This is a genomic window from Candidatus Solirubrobacter pratensis, assembly GCF_000425945.1.
Taxonomy (GTDB): Bacteria; Actinomycetota; Thermoleophilia; order Solirubrobacterales; family Solirubrobacteraceae; genus Solirubrobacter; species Solirubrobacter pratensis.
On the sequence record NZ_KE384481.1, the window covers coordinates 228,488 to 255,283 of the forward strand.

A 26,796-nucleotide genomic window follows, 5' to 3' on the forward strand; every position below is an offset into this window, starting at 1 on the left:
CTCAGGCGGCCTTGGTCATCGCGAGGAACGCGTCGCTGAGGCGCGCGCCCTCGAGCTCGAAGGCGCGCAGCAGGACGCCGGCGTCGAGGAGGGCGGCGATCACCTCGTTGGCGTTCGCCCAGGGCGCGAGCTCGACCTGCAGCGCGCCCGGGCGCGCGTCGTCCTGGCGCACCTGGGCGACGGCGGGCGAGCACGCAAGCCGGACGGCCGCCGCCAGTGCATCGTCAGGCGCCACCTCGATGCGGCCGCGGCGCGGTGCCGCGGCCCAGCGCGCGACCTCCGCCACCGTGTCGTCCGCCACGAGCCGGCCGCGGTTGAGGATCAGCACGCGCGAGCAGTGCTGCTCGACCTCGTCGAGCAGGTGCGTGCTGAGCAGCACCGCCACCCCGCGTTCGCTCGCGAGCGTGCCCAGCTGCGCGAGCACGTCACGCTGCCCCGCCGGGTCCAGACCGAGCGTCGGCTCGTCGAAGAACACGACGCGCGGGTCGTTGACCAGCGCCCGAGCGATGCCCAGGCGCTGCCGCATGCCGCGGCTGTACGAGCCGATCGACCACCTGGCGCGCCCGGCCAGCCCGACCCCGGCCAGCAGCTCCCGCGCCACGGCACAGGCGCTCGCGCGCGAGTGCCCGTACAAGCGCGCGTGGTAGCGAAGGTACTCCTCGCCGGTCTGCCGGCGAGGGTATCCCGCGTTCTCCGGCAGCACGCCGACGCGGCGGCGGAGCTCCTCCGGCCGGTCGCCCGGGACGCCGGCGACCGCGAACCGTCCGGCGCTCGCGGGCAGGATCGCCGTCAGCACGCGGATGCACGTCGTCTTGCCGGCCCCGTTGGGGCCGAGCAGCCCGAGTACCTCGCCGGGATGCGCGGAGAATGTGAGCCCGTCCAAGGCGACGAGCGAGCCGTAGCGCTTGCCGACGCCGTCGGCCTCGATCGCAGCCGTCATGACCCGGCCTTGAAGCGCACCAGCACCTCGCTCACGTGGCCGGACTTCGAGGTCGACAGCACCGGGCCGATGCCCTTGGCGTAGTGCTTATGCTCCCCGACCCGCGGCTCCAGCGGCGTGTAATCCAGCGTCTCGAGCACGTTCGTGAACCGGCCGGCCGGAACCCTCACCCTCCGATGGAGGCTGAGAATTCGGGCCGCATCCTCCGCGTGGCCCTTGTAGTACTCCTGCCGGTAGTCCATCCCGACGCGCGGCCGGGCGGGCATGATCACTCCCGCCTGCGCCCCGTTGACGCCCGCCTCCCACGACCCCTCGATCGTGTGGATCTTGCCGTCGCGATACTCCTTCGTGTCCTCGCCGAGGTACCAGACGTTGCCGTGGGCGTCCTGCGCGTACCAGTCCTTCGTGTCCTCGACGAGCCGGCCGCCGCGGCGGTCCACGTCGTGGACGACGCGCGCGGTGATCCCGGCCACCTTGCGGGTCTGGTGCGTGACGTCGACGACGACGTGCGTGCTCCCCTCCCGGTACTCCCAGCGGGTGCCGGGGGCCATCGGGAAGTACGGGTTGTCGATCCGGGTCGTGAACTCGGCCGGGTCGAGCTTCACCGGCTCGCCGTTCTTCGGCAGCGGGTCCGTGCCGGCCTGCGGCCGGACCTGCCGGACCGCCGCGTCGCCGCAGGCGGCGGCGAGGACGGCGGCGAGGAGCGGGACGATCAACGGCCGCGACGGCATCGCGGGGCGACCGTATGGCCCCGAGCTGAGATCTGCCTTATACGGGCAGCGCGTTGCCCGGCGACCGCGCCGGGATCGTGTCCGGAGCGTCGGGAAGCCACACGCGGACGGTCGCACCAGGCCCCGGCAGGATCGTCGCCGCGCCGCCATGGGCCTCGGCGATCGCACGGACGATCGACATCCCGAGCCCGGTGTGCCGGCCGCCGCGCGCGTCGTCGCCGGCGGCGAAGCGCTCGAACGCCCGGTCGGCGATGCCGGGCGGGAAGCCGCCGCCGTCCGCGACCTCGAGCTCCACGCCGCCGTCCGCGCGCCGGGCGCGCAGGACGATGTCCCCGCTGCCGTGGCGGAGCGCGTTGTCGAGCAGGTTGCCGAGCGCCTGGCGCGCGCGCAGCGGATCGGCGTGCACGTACAGGTCCGCGGGCGCCTCCAGGCGGATGTGGCGGTCCTGCTGGGCCGCACGGTCGCAGAAGCGGTCGCGGACGGCTTCCAGCACCAAGCCGGCGGGGAGCGCCTCGCGGCGCACCGGCAGATGCCCCTCGTCGGCCCGCGCGATCACGAGCAGGTCCTCGGCGAGCTGCGCGAGGTGGTCGCACTCCTCCACGGCGGCGACGAGCGCATCGCGTACGTCCGGCCCGTAGTCCCGCGTGCGCAACGCGCCCTCGAGCTCGGTCTTCAGGACGGCGATCGGCGTGCGCAGCTCGTGGCTCGCGTCGGCGACGAAGCCGCGCTCGCGCTCGAACGATCCCCGCAGGCGGTCGAGCATGTCGTTGAGCGTCTCGCCGAGGCGGCGGATCTCGTCGCGCGCAGGCCCGAGCGGGAGCTGCTCGCCGTCGTGCGCGAGCGACACCTCGGCGGCGCGCCGCCGCATCGCCTCCACCGGCGCGATCCCGGCGGTGGCCAGCGCGTAGCCGAGCAGGGACGCGAGCAGGACCGCCAGCGGGCCGCCGATCGCAAACGACGCGACCACTCCGCCGAGCGCGTTGTCGCGGTCGTCGAGCGACTGCCCGACCACGATCGCCCGCCCCGCCGCCGGGCGAGCGAGGATCCGCGTGCTCCCCTCGACGCCCCCGACCGGGCGCTCGAGCCGCAGCTCCCTGCGCCGCGCGGACCGCAGCTCGGCCGCGTCCAGTGCCGCGCCGCGGACGCCGCCGGCCGCGAACAGGACGCGCCCGCGGAGGGTCAGCACCTGGGCGAACGTCTCCTCCGCCTGCCCGATCGCCGCACCGCCGGAGGCGAGATCGTGGCGTCGCGTCGCCTCGGCGAGCGCCTTCGCGCGCTCGTCCAGGCTCGCGTTGACCGACTCGTTGAGGTCGGCGGCCAGCCGCAGGTAGACGAACAGCCCCGCGCCTGCGAGGACCAGCAAAGTCGCCAGCGCGAAGGCCACTGTCAGCCGTAGGCGGATCGGCAGCCGGCTCACCCGCCGCCGTCCTTGCGGAGGCGGTAGCCGACGCCGCGCACCGTCTCCAGGGAGCGCACGCCGAACGGCTTGTCGATCTTCTGGCGCAGGTACCACATGTAGACCTCGACGACGTTCGAGCGCTGCTCGTACGCCAGATCCCACGCCGCCTCCAGGAGCTGGTTCTGTGTCAGCACCTGGCCGGGCCGGCGCATGAACGTCTCCAGCAGCGTGAACTCGCGCGCCGTCAGCTCGATCTCGGCGTCGCCGCGGAACGCCTGCCGCGTCGCGGGATCGAGGCGCAGCTTGCCGACCTGCAGCACGACCGGCCGCTCGACCGGCCCGCGCCGCGCCAGCGCCCGCAGCCGCGCGAGCAGCTCGGCGAGCGAGAACGGCTTGGTCAGGTAGTCGTCGGCACCCTGGTCGAGCCCCTTCACGCGGTCGTACACGGAGTCGCGTGCCGTGAGCATGATGATCGGCGCCCACATCCGGTCCGCGCGCAGCCGGCGGCAGGTCTCGAACCCGTCGGGGCCGGCCATCATCACGTCCAGCACGATCGCGTCGAACTCGGCCGCGCGCACCATCCGCAGCGCCTCATCGCCGTCCCGCGCGACGTCCGCGACGATCCCCTCCGCCCGCAGGCCCCTCCTCAGCGCCGCGGCCATCCGGAGATCGTCATCGACGACGAGCACACGCACACGCCAATCATCTCGCCGAACCTGAGGACCAGCTGAAGCGAGGTTGGGGAGGAAACGGCGCGGCTGCGTCGCCGGCTTGACTTCGGACACCGACCGTCTCTACGTTCGCGCGCCTCGGAGGCCACGAATGGAACCCGATGGGAGGCGCAGACGATGATGGCGACCCGAACGCAGCGGGTGGCGGCAATCGTGCTTGCCGGACTGATCGTGCTCGCGATCGCCGGCTGGATCGCCGCCAGGCAGATCCGCTCGCCCGCGCGGATCGCGGCCGAGACCGCGCCGCCGCCGGCCTCGCCGATCACCGTCCCGGTCGCGCGGCGCACGCTCTCGACCGAGGTGATCGTGCGCGGGACCGTCCGCTACGGCGCGCCGCAGAAGGTCGTGCTCGGCTCCTCCGACGTCAAGCAGGGCGCGTCCGGGAGCGCGTCCGGGATCGTCACGCGCCCGCCCATCCGCAACGCCACGCTGCGGGCCGGCAGCATGGCGCTGACCGTCGACGGCCGGCCCGTCTTCGTCCTACCAGGCACGATCCCGATGCACCGCGACCTGCACCAGGGCGACCACGGGCCGGACGTGCTCGAGCTCGAGCGCGCGCTGGCCGGACTGGGCATCTCCCCGGGCGCCGCCGACGGCCGCTTCGACGCCGCGACGGCCGCCGCGGTGTCGGCCTTCTACCTGCGCAACGGCTGGGACCCGTTCGGGCCGACCCGTCAGCAGATCGACCAGCTGCAGACCGCCGAGACCGCCGCCGCGGCGGCGCGCGACGCGCACCTGCAGGCCGTCAACAACGTCGCCCAGGCGGCGCGGCCGCAGACGCCGGGCGACCTCGCGCAGGCCCGCATCGACGTCGGCGTCGCGCGCGACGCCGTCGACACCGCCGAGCTCGGCGTCCAAAGCGCGCGCGGCAGGCTCCACTCCGCCCGGTTGCTGGCGTCGACGGCACCGCTGGGCGAGGCCGTGGCGGTCGCCGAAGGCACCCGCGACCAGGCCACGGCGGACGCCGACGTCGTCGGCAAGCAGGCCGACCTCGAGAAGGCGATCGACGACGAGCGGATCGCGCGCATGAAGGTCGACGAGCTCGCGCTCGATGCGCTGCCTTCGGATCGCGAGGCGGCGGCGGCGGCGCTGCGCCAGGCGTCGACCGCCGTGGGGCGGGCGCAGGCGGATGTCGCCACCGCGGTCGCGGCGGCGAACGCCGTCCGCGTCTCCGGGGCCTCCAACGTCCAGAAGGCGCGCACCGACGCCGAGCAGGCGGCGGGCGACGTGGGCACCGCGTCGGCGGAGCTGCGGCGGGCGCGGCTGGCGGTGGAGACGGCGCGCCGGCAGGTGCGGCTCACCCAGGAGCGCGTGCGCGTGCTCGCCAAGCCGCCGGACACCAGCACGCTGCAGGACATCGCCACCGCGGCGGCGAGCGAGGCGCGGCGGACGCACGCGGAGGTCGCCCGGCTGGCGCACGAGTCGGGCGTGCAGGTGCCGGCCGACGAGCTCATCTTCTTCTCCTCGCTCCCGGTGCGCGTCGACACCGTCACGGCCCGGCGGGGCAACTCGGTCTCCGGCCCGGTGATGACGGTCACCGGCTCGCGGTTGGCGATCGACTCCTCGCTGTCGGTCTCCGACGTCAAGCTCGTGCACGCGGGCGACCCCGTCGCGATCGAGGATCCCGACCTCGGCATCAAGGCGAGCGGGACCGTCACGCGCGTGTCGAGGACGCCGGGCACCAACCGCGTCGACCCCAGTCGCTTCTACCTCGTCGTGGCGCCGCAGGGCGGCAGCCGGTCGCTGATCGGCGCGTCGGTCAAGCTGACGATCGCGGTCAAGAGCACGAGCGGCGCCGTGCTCGCCGTTCCGCCGGCCGCGCTGTCGGTCGGAGGCGACGGCAATGCCCGCCTGCAGGTGAGCCGGCGCGGCAGGCGCGCGTTCGTGCGGGTCGAGCCCGGCCTCGCCGCGCGCGGACTGGTCGAGGTCCGGCCGGCCGGCGGCAGCCGGCTGCATCCGGGCGAGTTGGTGGTGGTCGGAGCCGGGAAGGGGGCGCCGGGACCGTGAGGCCCGCCGTCGAGTTGCGCGGCATCGGCCGCCGCTTCGGCTCGGACCCGCCGGTGATCGCGCTCGACGACGTGGACCTCACGCTCGCCCACGGGAGCTCGCTGGCGATCGTCGGCCCGTCCGGCTCCGGCAAGTCGACGCTGATGCACCTGCTCGGCTGCCTCGACCGCCAGGACACGGGGACCTACCGGTTCGAGGGCATCGACGTGGGCGAGCTGAGCGACGACCAGCGGGCCGCGCTGCGCGCGCAGCGGATCGGCTTCGTCTTCCAGACGTTCAATCTGCTCGCGCACCGCACGGTGCTGGACAACGTGATGCTCGCCGAGGTCTATCGCGGCACGAGCCGCGAAGGTCGCGAGGAGCGCGCTCGGGCGGCGCTGGAGCGGGTGGGGATGTCGGCCCGCGAGCGCTTCTTGCCGGTGCGGCTCTCGGGTGGCGAGCAGCAGCGCGTCGCGATCGCGCGGGCGCTGATGGCCGAGCACAGCCTGCTGCTCTGCGACGAGCCGACGGGGAACCTCGACTCCGTCAACACCGCGTCGGTGCTCGCGCTGTTCGACGAGCTCAGCGAGGACGGGCTGACGCTGGTGCTGGTCACGCACGAGGAGCAGGTCGCGCGGCACGCGCTCCGGCGCGTGCGGATGGTCGACGGGCGGCTGACGGAGGACGAGTCGTGGTGACGCGCACCCGCGTCCGCCCGCGGCGCGCCCCGGTGACCTCGGTGCCCACGCGGTCGCACATGCGCGGGCGCGACCTCGCCGCCGAGGCGGTCGCCGGGCTGCTTGCGCGCCCGGCCCGCGTCGCCCTGACCGTACTCGGCACGGTGATCGGCGTCGGCGCCCTCGTCGCGACGCTCGGCCTCTCCAAGACCGCCGGCAGCCAGATCGTCGGGCGCTTCGACGCGCTGTCGGCCACGGATGTCGTGATCACGCCGTCGACGCGCGGCGGCGGGACGCGCGGCCTGGTGCTGCCGTGGGACGCCGAGGCGCGGCTGCTGCGGCTCAACGGGGTGCGGGCCGCCGGAACGCTCGCCGACGTCAACGTGCGCGGCGAGCTCGTCCGCTCCGTGCCGGTCAACGACCCGCTCGCGGCCGGCGCCGTCCAGCTCCCGATGAAGGCCGCGTCGCCCGGCCTGTTCCGCGCCGTCCGCGCCCGCCTGCAGACGGGCCGCTTCTTCGACGCCGGGCACTCCGAGCGCGCGGATCGCGTGCTCGTGCTCGGCGCCAACGCCGCGCACCGGCTCGGCATCACGCGCGTGGACCAGCAGCCCGCGGTCTTCGTGGGCGACCGGCTGTACGACGTGATCGGCCTGCTGTCCGGCGTGCGACGGCAGCCGGCGCTGCTCGGCGCCGCGATCATGCCCGAGGGCACCGCGCGGCGGGAGTTCGCGCTGCAGGCGCCGGGGCTGGTGCAGGTCGAGACGCGGATCGGCGCCGTGGAGCTGATCGCCCGGCAGGCGCCGCGCGCGCTGAGCCCGGGCGACCCGGGACTGCTGCGCGTCGCCGCGCCGCCGGACCCGCGCGGGCTGCGCGGCGCAGTCCAGGGCGACCTCAACGCGCTCTTCCTGCTGCTCGGTGGGGTGTCGCTGCTCGTGGGCGCGATCGGGATCGCCAACGTGACGCTGGTCTCGGTCCTCGAGCGCGTCGGCGAGATCGGGCTGCGACGCGCGCTCGGCGCCGGTAAGCGGCACATCGCCGGCCAGTTCCTGCTCGAGAGCACGGCGATGGGGCTCGCCGGCGGCCTGATCGGGGCGAGCGTCGGGACGCTGGTGATCGTCGGCGTCTCGGCCGCGAGCACGTGGACGCCTGTCCTGGACCCGTGGGTTCCGCTCGGCGCGCCGCTGCTGGGCGCCGTGATCGGGCTGGTGTCCGGAACCTATCCCGCGCTGCGCGCCGCCGCCCTGGAGCCGGTGGAGGCGCTGCGGGCGGGCACCTGACCCATGGAGGCACGCATGCGCACCGCCCGCATCACCGTTCTCGCCGCGCTCGCGCTCGCACTGGCCGCGTGCGGCGGCGGCGGAGCCGCGACCAAGGCCCAGCACGCCGACGTCGAGGACACGCTGCTCGGGATCGACCAGGAGGGGGTCACGACCCGCCAGAGCCGCGTCGAGTCGGAGATCCGCGACTGCATGAAGGCGCAGGGCTTCGACTACGTGCCGGTGGACCCGGCCGCGCAGCGCGCCGCGATCACGGGCTCGGGCCGGCTCAGCGACGAGGACTTCATCAAGCAGTTCGGCTACGGCATCAGCACGTTCTGGGGCCGCGGCGGACCCCAGGCCGACCCGAACGCCCGCATCCGCGCGAGCCTGCCGCCGGCGGACCGGCGCGCCTATGACCGCGCGCTCTGGGGGGAGAACCGCGGCGCGACGTTCTCGCAGGCCGTCGACAGCGGCGATTTCACCAAGCTGGGCGGCTGCACGCGCAAGGCGACGACCGCCGTGTTCGGGGGCACGCGCGCGCTGACCGACCTGCAGACCAAGCTCGACCAGCTCGACGAGCGGATCCTGGAGGATCAGCGGATGGTCAAGGCCGTCGAGCACTGGACGCAGTGCATGGCCGGCCGCGGCTACCGCTACGAGGATCCCGACGACATCGACGGCGAGCTGCTCGACCGCATGGAGAAGATCGTCGGGCCGGTGCCCGGGCAGTTCGCGACCGGACCGGCGCCGGGCGAGAAGCCGCGGCCGTACAACCACGCGGCGCTCGCCAAGCTGCAGCGCGACGAGGTGGCGCTCGCGCGGGCCGACTACGCGTGCGAGCGCAAGAACATCACGCCCGTGGAATCGGTCGTGCGCCCACAGTACGAGGCGCGGTTCCGGCGCGACAATCAGGCGCTGATCCGGCAGATCAAGCCCGTGCGCTGAGCTACTCGGCCGGGAGCGTGCGGCCGTACACGCGCGCGTTGACCCTGTACGCGCGGCGATCGAGCGCAAGCACCCGCGCGCGCGCCCGCGCCAAGGCGGCCGGCCCCAGCCGCCTGACGCGGCGCAGCGCGAGCGACTCGCGCTCCTTGCCTCCGGCGAAGCCGACGCGGACGTTCCCGACGCCCCGCGCGTAGTACTTGCGCTCGTGCGCACCGTGTTCGGTGGGATTCCACTCGTCGGTGACGAGCACGTGGTCGTAGCAGCCGGCCGGCACGCAGGCGCGGCGTCCGGCGCCGAGCACCCTCGCCCGGTCGGCGAACTCGATCGCCGGGGCCCAGCCCTGGCGGTAGCTCGGCGTCCCGGCCCGCGGGCGCGCCGGCATGAGCACGCCCGCCGCGGCCCCGTCCAGGCCGGATATCCACGTGTCCGGCGCGCCCACGAGCCGGCCGCGGCGGCGCACCTCGGGATACTCGCCGACGTTCCAGACCGTGCCGGCGTCATCCTGCGCCTGGAACGCGAGCTCCTCCTCCAGCAGGCGCCCGGCGTTGATGTCACGGTCCCAGATCACAAGCGTGCGCACCCCGTCGATCACCTTCGTCACATCGGTCACGGTGAAGATCACGCGGTGACGGACGCGGCCCTCGCCCCGATTGGACCGTCCCACCAGAGTGAACTGCGTACCCGGAACCAATGGTGACCAGCGATTGTCGATACGCATCGGCGCCGAGAAGGCGGCGGCGTGGAAGTCGGTGTTCAACGGCGCCGGCGGCGGCGACGCCAGCGAGAGAGCCGCAAGCGGCAGGGCGGTGATCCCGAGCATGGTCCACGCAGCCTGCGCCCCGCCGGCGCTGTCGCCGTGCGTACCTGTCACTAAACATACGGTGTTCACTCCGGCAACACGATCCAAAATCCCCGCAAATCGCGCAGGACACGCTGCCTTAAAACGACCCTTGACCTCACGAGATTCGCAGGCGTACTCTAATCCCGCTCTAAGAGGAATCGAAGGTTCACTTCCGTGGGGGAAGTGAGCCTTTATCGGAGCCGTACATGAGGCGCGATGCCCTGGATGCACGCATTCAGGGGTCGGGCACATCGCGCTGCCCTCGCTACCTGGTGCTTCACCGTGCGCTGGATCGTCGCCTCATGCCTGAAATTCCGCCTGCTCGTCGTGCTCATCGCGGCCGGGCTGATGGTGTTCGGCGTCGCGCGGCTGCGTAACGCTCCCGCCGACGTCCTGCCGGAATACACGCTTCCCTACGTCGAGATCCAGACGGAGAGCCTCGGGCTCTCGGCGGCCGAGGTGGAGCAGATGATCACGGTGCCGATGGAGCAGGACCTGCTCAACGGCGTCGAGGGGGTAAAGACCATCCGCTCGGACTCGGTGCCCGGGCTGTCCTCGATCGTGCTCGTGTTCGACCGCGGCACGGATCTGCTGCGGGCGCGCCAGCTCGTGCAGGAGCGCGTGTCGCAGCCGCACGCGTTCCCGAGCGTCTCCAAGCCGCCGCTGATGCTGCAGCCGCGCTCGGCGACCGGCCGGGTGATGATGATCGGGCTCTCGTCCAAGCGACTCTCCCCGATCCAGCTCTCGGTGCTCGCGCGCTGGACGGTGCGCCCGCGGCTGATGGGCGTGCCCGGCGTGGCCAACGTCGCGATCTGGGGGCAGCGCGACCGCCAGCTGCAGGTGCTGGTCGACCCCGAGCGGTTGCGCGACCACGACGTCTCGCTCGCGCAGGTGATCCGGACCACGGGCAACGCTCAGCTGGTCTCGTCGCTCAGCTTCCTCGACGCCTCGACGCCCGGCACCGGGGGCTTCGTGGACGGCCCGAATCAGCGGCTCGGCGTCCGCCATGTGCTCCCGTTCGGTGCACCAGACGACCTGGCCCAGGTGCCGATCGAGCGCACGTCCTACAAGCTCGGTGACGTCGCGCGCGTCGCCGAGGACCACCAGCCGCTGATCGGCGACGCGGAGGTCGGCGAGCGCGACGGGCTGGTGCTCGTCGTCGAGAAGCTCCCCGGCACCGGCACGCTCGAGCTCACCCGCAGGCTCGACGAGGCGCTCGACGAGTTGCGCGCCGGGCTCACCGGGGTGCGGATCGACGCGACGGTGTTCCGGCCCGCGAGCTACGTCCACGACGCGATCGGCAACCTCACGAAGGCCCTGCTGATCGCCGGCGCGCTCCTACTCGCCGCGCTCGCCCTGCTCCTGCGCGAGTGGCGCGCCGTGGTGGTCGGCCTCGTCGCGATGGCGCTCTCGCTGGTCGCCGCCGTGCTCGCCCTCGACCTCGGCGGCGGCACGATCAACGCACTCACGATCGCCGGACTCGTGATCGCGCTCGCGCTGGTCATCGACGACGCCGTCAGCGGAACCGAGGACCTCCGGCGGCGCCTGAGCGGGCGCGAGCGCTCCGCCGCGGACACGATCTCCGAGGCGACGGTGGCGCTGCGCGGCCCGCTCGGCTACGCGACGCTGATCGTCCTGCTGGCGATGGCGCCGGTGTTCTTCATGCCGGGTCTCACGGGAGCGTTCCTGCATCCGATGGCGCTCGCTTACGGCGCGGCCGTGCTGGCATCGATGGTGGTCGCCCTGACGGTGACGCCGGCGCTCGCGCTGCTGCTGTACTCGCGCGCCTCGTCGTCCGGGGGCGAGCCGGCGCTCGGGCGGCGAATCCGCGACGGCTATGCCGCGGGGCTCGCCCGGATCATCCGCACCCCCCGCCCCGCGCTGCTGGCGCTGAGCGCGATCGCGCTGCTGGGCGTGGGGGCGCTCGCGCTGCTGCGCAGCTCGCTGCCGCCGGCCTTCCACGACCGCCAGCTGCTGGTCCACTGGAACGCCGCGTCGGGCACGTCGCTGCCCGAGATGAAGCGCATCACCGCGCGTGCCGGCAACGAGCTCGCGGCGCTCCCCGGAGTGGAGGACGTCGGCGCCCACGTCGGGCGCGCCGTGACCGGCGACCAGGTCGTCGGCACCGGCTCCGGCGAGCTGTGGGTCAGGCTCGATCGCGGCGCCGACTACGACGCCGCGGTCGCGTCGGTGCGGCGCGTCGTGCGCAGCTACCCGGGTCTGCGCGGCGAGGTCGAGACCTACGAGCAGGACCGCACTGCGGGGGTCCTGCAGCCCCCGCACGAGACCGTCGACGTGCGCGTGTACGGCGAGGACTACGGCGTGATGCGCGCCAAGGCCGAGCAGCTGCGAGCGGCGATCGCCCATGTCGACGGCGTGCACGATCCGCGCGTGGTGCAGCAGGTGGAGCAGCCGTCGCTGCAGATCAGCGTGAACCTGAAGGACGCCCGCCGCCACGGGATCAAGCCGGGCGACGTGCGCCGCGCGGCCGCGGTGCTGATCTCCGGCATCGAGGTGGGCAACTTCTTCGAGCGCCAGAAGGTGTTCGACGTGGTGGTGCGCGGCGTCCCGGACGCCCGCCACAGCCTCACCAGCGCGCAGAACCTCCTGCTCGACACGCCTGACGGGGACCACGTGCGCCTGCGCGACGTCGCCGACGTCAGCATCCGGCCGAGCCTGGCCGACATCCGCCACGAAGCCGTGTCGCGCTACGTGGACGTGCGCGCGGGCGTCGCCGGGCGCGATGCCGGTGCGGTGCGCCAGGACATCGAGCGGCGGATCGCCACCATGCCCTTCCCGCTCGAGTACCACGCCGAGCTGCTGCCCCCCGACCAGGACGCCGCGGGCAACCGCCCGGTCAGCCTGACGATCGCCGCCGCGATCGGCATCTTCCTGCTCCTCCAGGCGGCGTTCGCGAGCTGGCGGCTCGCGCTGCTGGTCTTCGCCACCGCGCCGGTGGGCCTCGTCGGCGGGCTGATCGTCGCGCTCATCGGCGGCCGGTTGTCGCTCGGCGAGCTGCTCGGGCTGTTCGCGCTGCTCGGCCTCGCCGTCCGCGCCGCGATCGTGCTGATCTGCCACCTGCAGCGCCTGCAGCGCGAGGCGGCGGAGCCGATCGGGCCCGACCTGGTCGTGCGCGGCGCCGCGGAGCGGCTGGCGCCCGTGCTGATGACGGTCGCCACGACGGCGCTCGCGCTCACGCCGCTGGTCGTGCTCGGCAACGTGCCGGGCAACGAGATCACGCACCCGATGGCGGCGGTGATCCTCGGCGGACTCGTGACCACGACGCTGTTCGCCGTCTTCATCGTGCCGGCGCTGTACCTGCACTTCGGGTCGGCCGGCGCGTCGTTCGCGTTCACCGAGACGAGCCCTACGGGGCTTCGCCCGGCGCTCAGGAGGAGGCCAGATGCAGCCCACTAAGCAGCACCACCTGCCGGCGTTCCCCGTGGCCGTAGCCGTCTTCGTCGTCGCGGGTGCGCTGATCGGCGCCGTCCTGCTCGCCCGCGGCGGCAGCAGCCCCGCGGCCTCCTCGCCCGACGAGCAGCCGGTCAAGGTCTCCAAGATCGACGGCACGAGCCTCTCGCGGATCGTGCTGTCGAAGGCCGCCGCGGGGCGGCTCGGGGTCCAGACCGCCGTGGTCACCGCCCCGCCGGGCGATGCCGCACGCAAGGTCGTCCCGTACGGGGCGGTGCTCTACGACCCGGACGGCAAGACGTTCGTATACAAGAGCACGTCTCCGCTGACCTACGTCCGCAGCCCGATCGCCGTCAGCTCGATCGCGGGCGATCGGGCGATCCTCGACGCCGGGCCTGCGGCGGGTACCGCCGTGGTGACCGTCGGCGCCGCCGAGCTGCTCGGCGCGGAATACGGCGTCGAAGAGTGACGGAACGCGGGCGCGTGCCGCCATGCGCTGGATCGTCGGATCGAGCCTGAGGTTCCGCTTCCTGGTCGTCGCCGCGGCCGCGGCGCTGGTCTTCTTCGGCACCAAGGAGCTCGGCCACCAGAAGGTCGACGTCTTCCCAGAGTTCGCGCCGACCCGCGTCGAGATCCAGACCGCATGCCTCGGGCTGTCCGCCTCGGAGGTGGAGGAACTCGTGACCGTCCCGCTCGAGGACGCCCTCAACGGCGTGCCCGGCGTCGACACCGTCCGCTCGGAGTCGGTCTCGCAGCTGTCGTCGATCACCCTGCTGTTCAAGAAGGGGACGGATCTCCTCGAGGCGCGCCAAGGCGTGCAGGAGCGCCTGCACGCCGTTGCGCCGACGCTGCCGACGTGGGCCGCGCCGCCGTTCCTGATGCAGCCGCTGTCCTCGACCAGCCGGATCATGAAGATCGGGCTCAGCTCGAAGCAGCTGTCGCTGATGGACCTGTCGCTGACCGCGTACTGGAAGATCAGGGCGCGCTTGCTGCGCGTGCCGGGCGTCTCGAACGTCGCGATCTGGGGCGAGCGGCTCAAGCAGTTGCAGGTGCAGGTCGAGCCTCGGCGCATGCAGGCCCAGCACGTCTCGCTCGACCACGTCATGGAGGTCACCGCCAACGCGCTGGACGCGGGGCTCCTGCAGTTCTCCGAGGGCTCGCTGGTCGGGCGCGGCGGGTTCGTCGAGACGCCCAACCAGCGGCTCAGCGCGGAGCACGCGCTGCCGATCGTCACACCGGGCGATCTCGCCCAGGTCCCGCTCGCCGAGCGCGGCGACCGGCACATCCGCGTCGGCGACGTGGCGCGCGTGGCGTTCGACCACCAGCCGCTGATCGGCGACGCGGTCGTCAACGACGGGCCCGGCCTGCTGATGGTGGTCGAGAAGTTCCCCGGCGCGAACACGCTCGACGTCACCCGCGGCGTGGACCGCGCGCTGGCGGCCCTGAAGCCCGGCCTGCCCGGCGTGCAGATCGAGTCGACGATCTTCCGGCCGGCCTCGTTCATCGAGATGGCCATCGACAACCTCACGCGCGCGCTGCTGATCGGCTGCGCGCTCGTGGTGCTCGTGCTGATCGCCTTCCTGTTCGAGTGGCGCGCCGCGTTCATCAGCCTCGTCGCCATCCCACTGTCGCTGATCGCGGCGGCGATCGTGCTCGACCTGCGCGGCGCGACGATCAACACCATGGTCCTCGCCGGCTTCGCCGTGGCGGTCGGCGTGGTCGTCGACGACGCGATCATCGACATGGAGAACATCGTCCGGCGGATCCGCGTCGGACGGGCGGAGGGCACCCGGATGCCGATCGCCCGCACGATCCTGGAGGCATCGCTGGAGGTGCGCGGCGCGATCCTCTACGCGACGCTGATCAACGTCGTTGCGGTGCTGCCGGTCGTGTTCCTCGGCGGCCTCTCAGGCGCGTTCTTCCAGCCGCTCGCGCTCTCCTACGCGCTGGCGGTGCTGGCCTCGATGGTGGTGGCGCTGACCGTGACGCCTGCGCTCAGCCTGGTCCTGCTCTCGCGCGGGCGGCTGCGACAGGTCGAGCCGCCACTCGTACGCGGGCTCAAGCGGGTCTATACGGCGCTGCTGGCGCGGGTGATCCGCGGGCCAGGCCCGGCGTACGCCGCCGTCGGCGTGGCCGCGTTGCTGGCGCTGCTCGTGCTCCCCGGCCTCGGACAGTCGCTGTTTCCGACCTTCAAGGAGCGCGACTTCCTCATGCATTGGGTGACCAAGCCCGGCACGTCGATGCAGGAGGAGACCCGGATCGTGACCCGCGCCGGCCGCGAGCTGCGCACGGTGCCGGGCGTGCGTGACTTCGGCTCGCACATCGGGCAGGCGTTCCTCGGGGAGGAGGTGGCCGGCTCGAACTTCGGCGAGAACTGGATCAGCGTCGATCGCAAGGCCGACTACGACGACACCGTCGCCTCGATCGAGGCGACCGTCGAGGGCTACCCGGGGCTCTTCCGCGACGTGCAGACCTATCTGCGCGAGCGCATCGACGAGGTGCTCTCGGGCGGCCACGAGGCGATCGTCGTGCGCATCTCCGGCGACGACCTGGGGGTGCTGCGCCGGCAGGCGGACCGCGTGACGAAGGCGCTGTCGGGGATCAAGGGCATCGTGGAGCTGCATGGCGACCTGCAGGAGGACATCCCGCAGCTCGACGTCCAGGTGAACCTCGCAAAGGCGCGCCGCTACGGGCTCAAGCCGGGGGACGTCCGCCGCGCGGCGGCGACGCTGGTGGCGACCGAGGAGGTCGGGGACGTCTTCCAGGCCGGCAAGGCCTACGACGTGCACGTCGGCAGCGCGCCCGCGGCGCGGCGTGACGTTCAGGACATTCGCGCGCTGCCGATCGACACGCCGGCCGGCGGGCACGTGCGCCTCGACGAGGTCGCCCGTGTCGCGATCAAGCCCACCCCGAATGTGATCTCGCGCGAGAACGCGACGCGGCGCATCGACGTCGGCGCCAACGTGGCCGAGCGCGACCTCGGCTCGGTCACGCGCGACGTCGAGCGGCGCCTGGGCGCGGTGCCGTTCCCGCTCGGCTACCACGCCGAGGTGCTCGGTGAGGCGGCAGAGCGGCGCGCCGTGGATCGGCGGCTGCTCGGCCTCGCGATCGTCGCCGGGCTCACCGTCTTCCTGCTGCTGCAGGCGGCCTTCAGCAGCTGGCGCCTCGCCACGCTGTTCTTCCTGACGCTGCCGATGGCGCTGGTGGGCGGGCTGCTGGCGGCCTGGGCCGGTGTGGGCGTGATCTCGCTCGGCGCGCTGGTCGGCTTCTTCACCGTGCTAGGGATCGCCGCCCGCAACGGCATCCTGATGATCACCCACTTCCAGCACCTCGAGCGCCACGAGGGCGAGGAGCTCGGCCCCGCACTGGTCCTGCGCGGCGCGCGCGAGCGGCTCGCGCCGATCCTCATGACCGCCTCGGCGACCGGCCTCGCGCTCTTCCCGCTGGTGCTGTTCGGCGACATCCCCGGCCACGAGATCGAGCATCCGATGGCGGTCGTGATCGTCGGCGGGCTGATCACCTCGACGCTGCTGAACCTGTTCGTGGTCCCGGCGCTCTACCTGCGCTTCGCCCGTCCACAGCAGCGCTGACCTAGGAGCCGAGCACACGCAGGTCCAGCGGCGCGTCCGAGAGCAGGACCGGCCCGCCGGGGCCGACGAGCACGTCGTCCTCGAGCCGGATGCCGCCCTGCGCGGAGTTGTAGATGCCCGGCTCGATCGTGAAGATCATCCCCTCGCGCAGCGTCGCCGGGGAGTTGGGGACGAGGAACGGCGGCTCGTGGATCTCCAGCCCGATCGCGTGGCCCGCGCCGTGGAGGACCTCGCCGATCTCCGGGTGCGCGCCGACGATCTCGCGCTGCGCCGCGTCCACCTGGCGCGCCGTCGCGCCGGGCCGCGTCGCGGTGACCGCCGCGTCGTAGGCCTCCTTGACGACCGCCCACGCCGAGCGCGCCCAGTCGCTCGGCTCGCCGGCCGTCGCGACGCGCGTCATGTCGCCCCAGTAGCCGTCGAACTGGGCTGAGATGTCGGCGCAGACCACGTCGCCGGCGGCGAGCGCGCGCCCGTCCGGCGAGCCGTGCGAGTCCGCCGCGTGGCGGCCGAACAGGATGTGCGAGCCGGCGTCGCGGGCGCCGCGGCGCTTGAGCAGGTAGTCGGCGTGCGCGTTGACGTCGGACTCGATCGCGCCGACCGCCAGCGACGCCCACAGCTCCTCGTAGACGGCCTGGATATGCGCGCAGGCGCGGCGGACGCCTTCGACCTCCTCGGCGTCCTTGGCCTCGCGCAGCCGCATGACCACGTCGGTCGCGGGCACGAGCTCGTAGCCGGCCTCGATCAGCGCGCGCGACCGCGCGTAGTTGAGGTGATCCTCCTCCACGCCGATCCGCTTCGCGCCGTCGAGCCGCTCGAACAGCTCGGGCAGGCCGTTCGACACGCCGGCGGAGTACAGCACGCGCTCCAGCCCGCCGGGCGCGGCGTTCACGCTCTCGCGGTCCAGCGACGGCGCGATCAGCGCCGCGCCGCCGGGGCGGACCACGACGCCGAAGAAGCGCTCGAGCTGCAGGCCCCAGAAGCCGCTCAGGTAGGCGATCGAGGCGTCCTTCGTGGCGAGGACCGCGTCCAGGCCGGCATCTTCGAGCAGGGAGTCAAGCGCGCTGACGCGCGAATCGGGACCGCTGGGCATGCCGCGACCCTAGCGGCCGTTCCCACCCGTTTCCTCCGACGGATGTCGCGGGAACCGGGATCGGCTCAGGCATGCTCGCCGGCGCCCGCGCGAGCCGCACCGGGAGTGGGCTCGGAACCCTAGCGCAGCACCTGCGTGGGATAGCCGGCGTCGTTGAGCGTCGTGAGCACGCGCTCGGCGTGCTCGCGGCCGCGCGTCTCGACCACGAGCTCGATCGCCGTCTCGCGCACGTGCAGCGACAGCCCCTCGCGCACGTGCGAGACGTCCACGAGGTTCGCGCCGGTGCCCGCGACCGTCGCGAGCAGCCGCGCCAGGCCGCCCGGGCGGTCGGCCACGCGCGTGAGCATCACCAGCCGCCGGCCCGACTCGGTCTCGTGCCGGCGCGCGATCGCGGCGAGCAGCCCCGCGTCCACGTTCCCGCCCGAGAGCACGGCGACGGTGACGCCCGCGGCGGCCGGCTTCACCCGCCCGCTGAGCAGCGCGGCCACGCCGACCGCGCCGGCCCCCTCCACGACGAGCTTGCAGCGCTCGAGCAGGAGCGCCATCGCCGACGCGGTCTCGTCCTCGCCGACCATCGTCATGTCGTCGATCAGGTCGCGGATGATCGCCAGCGGCACCCCGCCGGGCCGCTTGATCGCGATCCCGTCGGCGATCGTCAGCGCGGAGGCCGCCTCGACCGGCGAGCCCGTCCGCATCGACTCGGGGTACGGCGCGCACGCGGCCGCCTGCACGCCGACGATCTCCACGTCGGGCCGCGCGTCCTTGATCGCGACCGCGATGCCCGCGCACAGCCCGCCGCCGCCGACCGGCACGACGACCTTCGCCAGGTCGGGCACGTCCTCGAGCAGCTCGAGCCCGAGCGTCCCCTGGCCGGCGACGATCGCCGGATCGTCGAACGGGTGCACGAACGCGAGCCCGCCCTCCGCGGCGCGCTGCTTGGCGAACGCAACGCACTCGTCGACGCTCGAGCCGCCCACGTGCACCTGCGCGCCCTGGGCCCGCGCCGCCTCGACCTTGGCCATCGGCGCGTCGTCGGGCACGAACACCTCGGACGGGATCCCGCGCGCAGTGGCAGCGGTGGCCAGCGCCTGCGCGTGGTTGCCCGCCGACGCCGTCACGACGCCGCGCGCGCAGCCCTCGTCGCCCAGCGCCTCGAGCTTCGCCGCCACGCCGCGGACCTTGAAGGAGCCGGTGCGCTGCAGGTTCTCGGCCTTGAGCACGACGGTGCCGCCCGCGCGCTCGGAGAACGTCCGCGTGGAGAGGATCGGCGTGCGGCGCGCGACGGCCTCGACCGCCTCCCGCGCCGCCCGCACGTCCTCGGCCGTGACGTCAGTGTGGGAGCGCGATGATGGCATCCATCTCGATCTCCGCGCCGAGCGGCAGCGACGCCACGCCGATCGTCGTGCGCGCCGGGGGATCCGACTCGAAGTACGAGCCGTACGCCTCGTTGACGTCCTTGAACTTCGAGATGTCGGTCACGTAGATGGCGATCCGCACAGCGTCCTGCAGCTTCGCGCCCGCCGCCGCGGCGACGACCGCGAGGTTGTCGAGCACGCGCCGGGCCTGGTCGCCGATCGGACCCTCGACGAGCGTGCCGGTCTCAGGATCGATCGGCGTCTGGCCGGACAGGTACACCGTGCCGCCCGACTTGACGGCGTGCGAGTACGGACCTGCGGCGTTCGGCGCGCCTGCCGCCGTGACGGTTTCGCGATGATGGGACATGGAAGGAACGTATCCGAGATGCCGAATCGCCTCGCCGCCGAGACCTCCCCCTACCTCCTCCAGCACGCCCACAATCCGGTCGACTGGTACCCGTGGGGCGAGGAGGCCTTCGCCCGCGCCCGCGCGGAGGACAAGCCCGTGCTCGTATCCATCGGCTACGCCGCGTGCCACTGGTGCCACGTGATGGAGCGCGAGTCCTTCGAGGACGCCGGCGTCGCCGCGGCGATGAACGAGCGCCTGATCTGCATCAAGGTCGACCGCGAGGAGCGTCCGGACGTCGACGCGATCTACATGGACGCCGTCCAGGCGATGACGGGCGCCGGCGGCTGGCCGCTGAACGCGTTCGTCACGCCCGAGGGCGCGCCCTTCTACGCCGGCACCTACTTCCCGCCCGAGCCGCGCCACGGCCTGCCCGCCTGGCGCCAGGTCGTCGAGGCGATCGCCGAGGCCTGGACGGCCCAGCGCGACGAGATCGCGACCGCGACGCAGAGCATCCTGCCGCGCCTGGCGGGCGCCGCGGCGCTCGAGCCGCCGCCGGGCGACGTCACGCCCGAGACGCTGGAGCGGGCGGTCGCCGGCCTGCGCCGCGGCTTCGACGCCGCCAACGGCGGCTGGGGCGGCGCGCCGAAGTTCCCCGCCAGCTCGGTGATCGAGTTCCTGCTCGCGCGCGGTGAGCCGCAGATGCCGCTGCAGACGCTGCGCCGGATGGCCTCCGGCGGCATCTTCGACCAGGTCGGCGGCGGCTTCGCCCGCTACTCGGTCGACGCCCGCTGGATCGTCCCGCACTTCGAGAAGATGCTCTACGACAACGCGCTGCTGGCGCGCGCGTACCTGCACGCGTTCCAGCTCACGGGCGAGCCGCTGTTCCGGCGCGTGACCGAGGAGACGCTCGACTGGGCGATGCGCGAGCTGCGCCAGGACGAGGGCGGCTTCGCCTCCTCGCTGGACGCCGACTCCGAGGGCGTCGAGGGCCGCTTCTACGTCTGGACGCCGGACGAGATCCGCTCCGTGCTGGGCGACGAGCTCGCGGCGGAGGCGATCGAGCACTTCGGGGTCACCGACGCCGGCAACTTCGAGGGCGCCTCGATCCTCGTGCGCGCGACCTCCGATCCGCCGCGGCTGGGCGAGATCAAGGCGAAGCTGCTGGCCGCCCGCGAGCGGCGCGTGCGCCCGGCGCTCGACGACAAGCGGCTGACGAGCTGGAACGCGCTTATGATCTCGGCGCTGGCCGACGCCGGCGCGGCGCTCGAGCGGGCGGACTACGTGTCGGCCGCCGTGACCTGCGCGCGCTTCATCGACGCCGAGCTCACCGACGCGAACGGCCGCCTGCTGCGCACGTTCAACCGCGGGCGCGCGAAGCTCGACGCCTACCTCGAGGACCACGCCTACCTGCTCGAGGCCTACCTGACGCTCTACGAGGCGACGTTCGACGCGCACTGGTTCGCCCGCGCGCGCGACCTCGCCGAGACGATCCTCGCCCGCTTCCACGACCCCCGGCGCGGCGGCTTCTTCTCGGTCGCCGACGACCACCGCGGCGGCCTGATCGCGCGCCGCAAGGATCTCGAGGACGTCCCGATCCCGTCGGGCGCCTCCTCGGCGGCGCTCGGCCTCCTGCGCCTGTCCCGGATGACCGGCGAGGCGCGCTACGAGGACGCCGCCCTGTCGCTGGTCAAGCTGCTGCACACCGTCGCGCCCGAGCATCCGCTCGCCTTCGGCCACCTGCTGCGCGCGATCGACTTCGCGCTCTCGGACGTGCGCGAGGTCGCGCTGGCGGGCGAGGACCTGGCGCCGCTGGCGCGCGTCGTGCGCGGCCGCTTCCTCCCCCACGTCGTGCTCGCGGGCGGCGACGGCGAGGTCGTGCCGCTGCTCGAGGGTCGCGAGCCGGTCGAGGGACGCGCGGCCGCGTACGTGTGCGAGCGCTTCGCCTGCAAGCTCCCCGTGACCTCGCCCGGCGAGCTCGAGGCGCTGCTGACGTGACCATGTCGCGGCTGTTCACGCTCCCGGCCGGCCGCCGGGGCAAGTGGATCGTGTTCGCCGTCACGTTCGTCGTCTTCCTGGGCTTCGCCAGCCAGGGCGGGAAGTTCCAGGACGCCCAGAAGAACGAGGTGTCCTCGTTCCTGCCGGGCAGCGCGGAGTCCGTCAAGGCGCTGAAGGACGTCGAGCGCTTCCCGGGCGGCGAGGTCGCCCCGGCCGTGATCGTCTACGAGCGCCCGAGCGGGCTGACCGACGCCGACAAGCGGCGCATCGAGCAGACGGTGCCCAAGCTCAACCGGAACCGGCTGCCGCTCGTCGGCGAGGCCCAGCCGCCGGTGTTCGCGCGCACCGGCAAGGCGGCGATCATCGTCCAGCCCGTCGAGCCCGGCGACGGCCAGGGGCAGAAGTTCCAGGACGCCGCGCAGTCGATCCGCGACCGTGCGGGGGAGTCCTCCGGAGGGCTCGAGGTCAAGCTCACCGGCGCGGCCGGCTTCAGCCTCGACGCGATCAAGGTCTTCGCCAACATCAACGGCTCGCTGCTGCTCGTGGCGGCGCTGATCGTCCTGGTGCTGCTGATCGTCATCTACCGGTCGCCGATCTTCTGGGTGATCCCGTTCTTCACGGTGCTCCTGGCCGAGGGGGCGTCGCGCGGCTTCGGCTACCTGCTCGCCGAGGCGGGCGTGACGATCAACGGCCAGTCGGGCGGCATCCTGCCCGTGCTCGTGTTCGGTGCCGGCACCGACTATGCGCTGCTGCTCGTGTCCCGCTACCGCGAGGAGCTGCGCCGGCATGAGGACAAGCACGAGGCGATGGCGATCGCGCTGCGCAGCGCAGGCCCCGCGATCCTCGCGTCCGGGCTTACGGTGATCGCGGCGCTGCTGACGCTGAGCATCGCCGAGGTCAACGGCACGGCGGGGCTCGGGCCCATCGGCGCGATGGGCGTCGCGCTCGCCATGATCTCGATGCTTACGCTCCTTCCCGCGGCGCTCACGATCTGCGGGCGCAACTGGTTCTGGCCGCGGATCCCGCACCTCGGCGAGGCCGGCGTGGACGAGACGCACGGCTTCTGGCGCCGGATCGGGGACCGCGTCGGCACGCGGCCGCGGGCGGTCTGGGTCACGGGCTGCGTCGTACTGCTGATCCTCGCCGCCAACCTCGTCAACCTCGACACGGGCCTGACGAGCGGCAACTCGTTCCGCGGCGAGGTGGACTCTGTGCAGGGGCAGGCGGTGCTGGCCCGCAACTTTCCCGCCGGTGCGGCCGCGCCGACCGACGTGATCGTGCCCGACCGCGGCCGCGCCAAGGCCGTCGCCGCGGCGCTGGGCGCGCAGCGCGGGGTCGTCAGCCAGGTGAGCGAGCCGGTCGAGGGGCCGCCCGGCGCGCGCCTCACCGTCACGCTGGTCGACGAGCCCTACTCCACGACGGCACTCGGCCAGACGCCGCTGCTGCGGCGGGTCGCCAAGCAGGCGGGCGGCGCGTCGACGCTGGTCGGCGGCCCGACCGCGCAGGAGTACGACCTGCGCCAGTCGGCCGCGCGCGACAACCGCGTGATCATCCCGCTGACGCTCGTGGTCGTCTTCATCATCCTCGCCGTGCTGCTGCGCGCGCTCGTCGCGCCGCTGCTGCTCGTGCTGTCGGTGATCCTGTCCTTCGGCGCCGCGCTGGGCACCGGCGTGTTCGTCTCGGACCGGATCTTCGGCTTCCCCGGCGTCGATCCGGCGCTGCCGCTGCTGACGTTCGTGTTCCTCGTGGCCCTGGGAATCGACTACAACATCTTCCTGATGGCCCGCGTGCGCGAGGAGGCGCTCGAGCACGGCACGCGCGAGGGGACGCTGCGCGGCCTGGCGGTGACCGGTGCGGTGATCACCGGCGCGGGGATCGTCCTCGCGGGCACGTTCGGCGCGCTCGCCGTGCTGCCGCTTGTCGTCCTGACCGAGATCGGCTTCATCGTCGCGTTCGGCGTGCTGCTGGACACGTTCATCGTGCGCTCGGTGATCGTCCCGGCAGTCGTGATGGACGTCGGGAGCCGCGTCTGGTGGCCGTCGCGCCTTGCGCGCGCGAGGCAGCGGGCCTAGGGCGCGGCGCCCGCGGGCAGGTGACGGCGCAGGATCTCGCGCATGTCCTCCACGTTCTCGAGCAGCGTCTCGAGCGGCGTGCGGCGCAGGATCGTGGTGACGCTGACGGCGCCGCTCGGCTGCGGCCCCGGTCCCATGAAGATCGGTAGCGCGACGCAGCCGACGCCGGCCTCGTTCTCCTCCTCGTCGGTGCTGAAGCCCCGAGCCCGGACCTGCTCGAGGTCGGCGTGCAGCGCGGCGGGAGTGACGCGGGTGGAGGCCGTGCGCATGACCAGCGGGTGCGCGGCGGCGTACGCCTCGACGGCCTCCTCGGTCGGTAGCGCGAACGACAGCAGGACCTTCCCGACCCCCGTGCAGTGCGCTGGGTTGCGGCCGCCGACGCGCGAGCCGAGTTGCACGCCCTCGTGGTCCTGGCGGACGACCTTGGCGACGTAGACGACCTCGCCACGGTCGAGCTGTGCGTAGTGTGCGGTCTCCCGGAAGCGCTCTGCAAGGGCGTCGAGGGCGGGCTGCACCAGCGCCCGCTGGTCGAGCGACTCGTAGTAGGCGAACGCGAGCCGCAGCGCCTCCATGCCGAACCGGTAGCGGCCGTCACGATCCTGCTCGGCCAGTCCGGCGCGGCGCAGCGTGGCAAGCGCGCGGTGGACGCTGGACTTGGGGCTTTCGAGCCGCTCGGCAAGCTGCTCGAGCGTCGCGCCGCGCGGGTAGCCGGCCAGCGCCTTGAACACGCTCAGGACGCGTCCCGCGCCTCTGGCCGACCCGTCTTCCGTTTGACGTGTCTCCATTCGCGTGACAGGGTACATTGACCAACTACCGGAATGTGATTCCAACAATTGGAATTGAAGGACGGTCGCATGAGTGAAGAGAGCTGGCGGGGCAAAGTAGGGGCACTGGAAGGCGACGACGTCGACGCCTTCCTCGCCGAGGGACGGATCGCGCGGCTCGGCTGCCTCGACTTCGACGGCTGGCCGTACGTCGTCCCCGTCTGGCATGAGTGGGACGGGTCCGCGTTCTGGCTCGTCGGCCGGCGTCGCTCGGCCTGGGCCGGCTATCTCCAGGCCGACGGCCGTTGCTCGCTCGCGATCGACGAGGACGGCCGCCAGCGCAAGGTGCTCGCGCAGTGCCGCGCCGAGATCGTGGAGGAACCGAACGTCGGCGGCGCCTGGGTGCCGGTGGCGGAGCGCATGAGCGTCCGCTACCTCGGGGAGAACGGTCCCAAGTACCTCGTGCCCACGCTCGACAAGCCCCGCTGGCTGGTGCGGCTGGATCCGGTCAAGGTCCAGACCTGGCAGGGCAACGACTGGGCGGCGCGTTACAAGTGACCGGCGTCGTCGAGCTGACCGGCGAGCTGATCGCGGCGCGCAGCCCGAACCCGCCGGGCGACGAGCGCGCGGTCGCGGGCGTGGTGCGCGAGGCGCTGTCGGCGGCCGGCCTGCCCGAGCCACGCGTGATCGCCCGCGAGCGGGAGCGCCCGAACCTGCTGACGACGCTCGACTTCGGGCCCGGCGGCCGCCATCTCGTGCTCTGCGGGCACCTCGACACCAAGCCGGTCGGCGGCGCGGCATGGAGCGTCGACCCGTTCGCGGCGACGATCGACGGCGACCGCCTGTACGGGCTGGGGTCGACCGACATGAAGGGCGCGGTGGCGGCGATGATCGCGGCCGCGGGGCGGCTCGATCTCGGAGCGGGCCGGCTCTCGCTGCTGCTGGTCGCCGACGAGGAGAACGGCGCGGCGTACGGCGCGCGGCACGTGGCGCCGATGGTCGAGGCCGACGCGATCGTGATCGGCGAGCCGTGCGGGCGCGAGACCGACTTCGACCGGCTGCCGCTCGTGAGCCGGGGGATCGCGCGCTGGCGCGCGGTGGCACGCGGCGAGCAGGGCCATTCGAGCCTGTCGGACGGACCGCGCAACGCCGGCGTCGAGGCCGCGCGCGCCGTCGTCTCGCTGGCCGACGGCCCGCCGCTCGACGCGCCGCCCAACCCCGACGGGCTCGAGGGCTGGGAGCTGACGCTCAATCCCGCCCTGCGCTTCGACGGCGGCGTCGGCTACGGCGTGCTTCCCGCCGAGATCGCCGCGCTCTGCGAGGTGCGTCTGCTTCCCGGCACCGACCGCGGCGCGCTCACCGCCGCGCTGCTCGAGCGCCTCGACGGCGCAGAGCTGGAGTGGGACGAGGTCGACTGGCTGGAGGGAACCGCCGTCGCGGCGGGCGACCCGATCGCCGCGGCCGTCCGCCGCTCGGCCGAGCGCGTGCTCGGGCGCGCGCCGGCCGACGCCGTGTTCCCCGGCACGACGGACGCGACCTGGCTCGCCGGCGCGGCGCCCACGCTGCCGGCCTGGGGTCCCGGGCTGCTGTCGCGCGCGCACGCCGCCGACGAGTGGGTCTCGGTCGCCGCGCTTCACACCGCGGTCGACCTCTACGCCGAGCTCGCACGGGAGTACTGCACGGGATGAGCGCCGTGTCCGCCACCGCCCGCCTGCAGCGCGTCGGCACGCGCGCGGCACCGCTCGCCGGTCTGGCGGCCGTGATCGTGCTGGCGGCGATCACCGCGCCGGGCGTGTTCGGCACCGACAACCTGCGGCTGATCCTCTTCCAGGCCGGCCTGATCGGCATCACCGCGATCGGCCAGACGCTGGTGCTGCTGGTCGCCGGCATCGACCTCTCGATCGGCGCGGTGATCGGCCTCTCGACGGTCATCGTCGCCTCGCACACCGACGGCCGGGCGGGCGCGCTGCCCGTCGCGATCGTGCTGGCGGTGCTCGCCGGCCTCGCCGTCGGGATCGTCAACGCAGGGCTCGTCGTGATCCGCGGCGTGCCGCCGTTCGTCGCCACCTTCGCGACCTTCGTGCTGGTGCAGGGCGCGATCACCGCGGCGACCCGCGGCGCCCCGTCGGGCGAGATCCCCGACGCGTTGGCCCCGCTCGGCGCCGACCGCATCGCGGGCATCCCCGTGCCGCTGTGGATCTTCGCCGCGCTGGCGATCGCCGCGGGCATCGCGCTCGCGCGTACGACGGCCGGGCGGCGGCTGTACGCGACCGGCTCCAACGCCCGCGCGGCGGCCATGTCCGGCATCCGCATCTCGTGGGTGGTCGCCGCGACCTACGTCATCTCCGCGCTGCTGGCGGTGCTCGCCGGGCTCGTCGACGCCGCGTACGTCGGGCACGTCGACGCGCAGCTCTCGCGCAGCCTCAATCTCGACTCCGTCGCGGCGGCCGTGATCGGCGGCGTCGCGCTGACCGGCGGCGAGGGGACGATCGCGCAGACCGCGGTCGGGACGCTGCTGTTGGCCGTGCTGCTGGTCTGGATGCTCGAGCTCGGCGCAGGGGCGGGCGGTCAGCTCGCCGTGGAGGGCGCCGTGATCCTGCTCGCCGTCTGGCTCCAGCGGCGGGGAATCCTGCAAACCAAAACCTCTGGAGGGTGATGGCG

General features: G+C 73.3%; 21 protein-coding genes. 12 read left to right on the plus strand and 9 right to left on the minus strand.

The genetic code is table 11. The features are described 5' to 3' along the window. Position 1: 1 nt before the first annotated feature. The 4 genes from H958_RS0130615 to H958_RS0130630 are packed head-to-tail and all read right to left on the minus strand — an operon-like array spanning position 2 to position 3,765. A complete protein-coding gene (locus tag H958_RS0130615; protein WP_028061449.1) occupies positions 2–940 on the minus strand; it encodes an ABC transporter ATP-binding protein in 939 nt (312 codons plus the stop codon). Further along, positions 937–1,671: a hypothetical protein gene (locus tag H958_RS41560; protein WP_051325032.1), complete on the minus strand. Its 735-nt coding sequence runs from the start codon at positions 1,669–1,671 to the stop codon at positions 937–939. The genes H958_RS0130615 and H958_RS41560 overlap by 4 nt, the downstream gene beginning before the upstream one ends. A gap of 37 nt (positions 1,672–1,708) precedes the next feature. Continuing rightward, positions 1,709–3,088: a HAMP domain-containing sensor histidine kinase gene (locus H958_RS0130625; protein WP_196807644.1), complete on the minus strand. Its 1,380-nt coding sequence runs from the start codon at positions 3,086–3,088 to the stop codon at positions 1,709–1,711. Then, positions 3,085–3,765, minus strand: coding sequence for a response regulator transcription factor (locus H958_RS0130630; protein WP_028061451.1), 681 nt, complete (start codon positions 3,763–3,765; stop codon positions 3,085–3,087). The genes H958_RS0130625 and H958_RS0130630 overlap by 4 nt, the downstream gene beginning before the upstream one ends. Positions 3,766–3,921: 156 nt before the next feature. Here H958_RS0130630 and H958_RS44415 point away from each other — a divergent pair, with 156 nt between their 5' ends. From H958_RS44415 to H958_RS0130650, 4 genes are read left to right on the plus strand one after another with little or no spacing between them, the layout of a single operon-like run. Then, complete coding sequence (locus tag H958_RS44415; RefSeq protein ID WP_156028420.1) at positions 3,922–5,808, plus strand: peptidoglycan-binding protein; 1,887 nt, start codon at positions 3,922–3,924, stop codon at positions 5,806–5,808. Continuing rightward, complete coding sequence (locus tag H958_RS47085; protein ID WP_028061453.1) at positions 5,805–6,485, plus strand: ABC transporter ATP-binding protein; 681 nt, start codon at positions 5,805–5,807, stop codon at positions 6,483–6,485. Before H958_RS44415 ends, H958_RS47085 begins: the two co-directional genes overlap by 4 nt. Further along, positions 6,482–7,741, plus strand: a complete 1,260-nt coding sequence (locus H958_RS0130645; RefSeq protein WP_196807645.1) for an ABC transporter permease — start codon at positions 6,482–6,484, stop codon at positions 7,739–7,741. The genes H958_RS47085 and H958_RS0130645 overlap by 4 nt, the downstream gene beginning before the upstream one ends. 15 nt (positions 7,742–7,756) lie before the next feature. Further along, entirely contained in the window at positions 7,757–8,668 is a 912-nt protein-coding gene (locus tag H958_RS0130650) for a hypothetical protein (RefSeq protein ID WP_156028421.1), read from the plus strand. A gap of 1 nt (position 8,669) precedes the next feature. Here the strand turns inward: H958_RS0130650 and H958_RS0130655 are convergent, their stop codons facing one another. Then, entirely contained in the window at positions 8,670–9,488 is an 819-nt protein-coding gene (locus H958_RS0130655; RefSeq protein ID WP_051325033.1) for a hypothetical protein, read from the minus strand. 303 nt (positions 9,489–9,791) lie between these two features. Here H958_RS0130655 and H958_RS41570 point away from each other — a divergent pair, with 303 nt between their 5' ends. The 3 genes from H958_RS41570 to H958_RS0130670 are packed head-to-tail and all read left to right on the plus strand — an operon-like array spanning position 9,792 to position 16,510. After that, a complete protein-coding gene (locus H958_RS41570; RefSeq protein WP_051325034.1) occupies positions 9,792–12,926 on the plus strand; it encodes an efflux RND transporter permease subunit in 3,135 nt (1,044 codons plus the stop codon). Next, positions 12,913–13,389, plus strand: a complete 477-nt coding sequence (locus H958_RS0130665; protein ID WP_051325035.1) for a hypothetical protein — start codon at positions 12,913–12,915, stop codon at positions 13,387–13,389. The genes H958_RS41570 and H958_RS0130665 overlap by 14 nt, the downstream gene beginning before the upstream one ends. Positions 13,390–13,411: 22 nt before the next feature. Next, the gene (locus tag H958_RS0130670; protein ID WP_028061458.1) at positions 13,412–16,510 is read left to right on the plus strand and encodes an efflux RND transporter permease subunit; all 3,099 of its coding nucleotides are present in this window, start codon (positions 13,412–13,414) and stop codon (positions 16,508–16,510) included. A gap of 1 nt (position 16,511) precedes the next feature. On the opposite strand, the gene H958_RS0130675 is transcribed toward H958_RS0130670, so the two are convergent. From H958_RS0130675 to H958_RS0130685, 3 genes are all read right to left on the minus strand, one after another. Next, positions 16,512–17,600, minus strand: coding sequence for a M24 family metallopeptidase (locus tag H958_RS0130675; protein WP_028061459.1), 1,089 nt, complete (start codon positions 17,598–17,600; stop codon positions 16,512–16,514). Between the two features lie 119 nt (positions 17,601–17,719). Continuing rightward, on the minus strand, positions 17,720–18,955 hold the full coding sequence (gene ilvA, locus H958_RS0130680) for a threonine ammonia-lyase (RefSeq protein WP_028061460.1): 1,236 nt from the start codon (positions 18,953–18,955) through the stop codon (positions 17,720–17,722). Continuing rightward, positions 18,930–19,322 (minus strand): Rid family detoxifying hydrolase, encoded by a 393-nt coding sequence (locus H958_RS0130685; RefSeq protein ID WP_028061461.1) that lies wholly within the window; start codon positions 19,320–19,322, stop codon positions 18,930–18,932. The genes ilvA and H958_RS0130685 overlap by 26 nt, the downstream gene beginning before the upstream one ends. An 18-nt stretch (positions 19,323–19,340) precedes the next feature. Between H958_RS0130685 and H958_RS0130690 the strand changes: the two genes are divergently transcribed. Further along, positions 19,341–21,299 carry a thioredoxin domain-containing protein gene (locus tag H958_RS0130690; RefSeq protein ID WP_028061462.1) on the plus strand — a complete coding sequence of 653 codons (1,959 nt, stop codon included), beginning with the start codon at positions 19,341–19,343 and terminating at the stop codon, positions 21,297–21,299. Between the two features lie 2 nt (positions 21,300–21,301). Beyond that, positions 21,302–23,371, plus strand: a complete 2,070-nt coding sequence (locus tag H958_RS0130695; RefSeq protein WP_028061463.1) for an MMPL family transporter — start codon at positions 21,302–21,304, stop codon at positions 23,369–23,371. Here the strand turns inward: H958_RS0130695 and H958_RS41575 are convergent. After that, positions 23,368–24,174 carry an IclR family transcriptional regulator gene (locus tag H958_RS41575; protein ID WP_407641171.1) on the minus strand — a complete coding sequence of 269 codons (807 nt, stop codon included), beginning with the start codon at positions 24,172–24,174 and terminating at the stop codon, positions 23,368–23,370. The genes H958_RS0130695 and H958_RS41575 overlap by 4 nt on opposite strands. 51 nt (positions 24,175–24,225) lie before the next feature. On the opposite strand from H958_RS41575, the gene H958_RS44420 reads away from it, so the two are divergent. The 3 genes from H958_RS44420 to H958_RS41585 are packed head-to-tail and all read left to right on the plus strand — an operon-like array spanning position 24,226 to position 26,791. Then, on the plus strand, positions 24,226–24,693 hold the full coding sequence (locus tag H958_RS44420) for a pyridoxamine 5'-phosphate oxidase family protein (RefSeq protein ID WP_051325037.1): 468 nt from the start codon (positions 24,226–24,228) through the stop codon (positions 24,691–24,693). After that, the gene (locus tag H958_RS0130710; protein ID WP_028061464.1) at positions 24,690–25,823 is read left to right on the plus strand and encodes a M20 family metallopeptidase; all 1,134 of its coding nucleotides are present in this window, start codon (positions 24,690–24,692) and stop codon (positions 25,821–25,823) included. Before H958_RS44420 ends, H958_RS0130710 begins: the two co-directional genes overlap by 4 nt. After that, on the plus strand, positions 25,820–26,791 hold the full coding sequence (locus H958_RS41585; protein WP_051325038.1) for an ABC transporter permease: 972 nt from the start codon (positions 25,820–25,822) through the stop codon (positions 26,789–26,791). Before H958_RS0130710 ends, H958_RS41585 begins: the two co-directional genes overlap by 4 nt. Positions 26,792–26,796 lie beyond the last annotated feature (5 nt).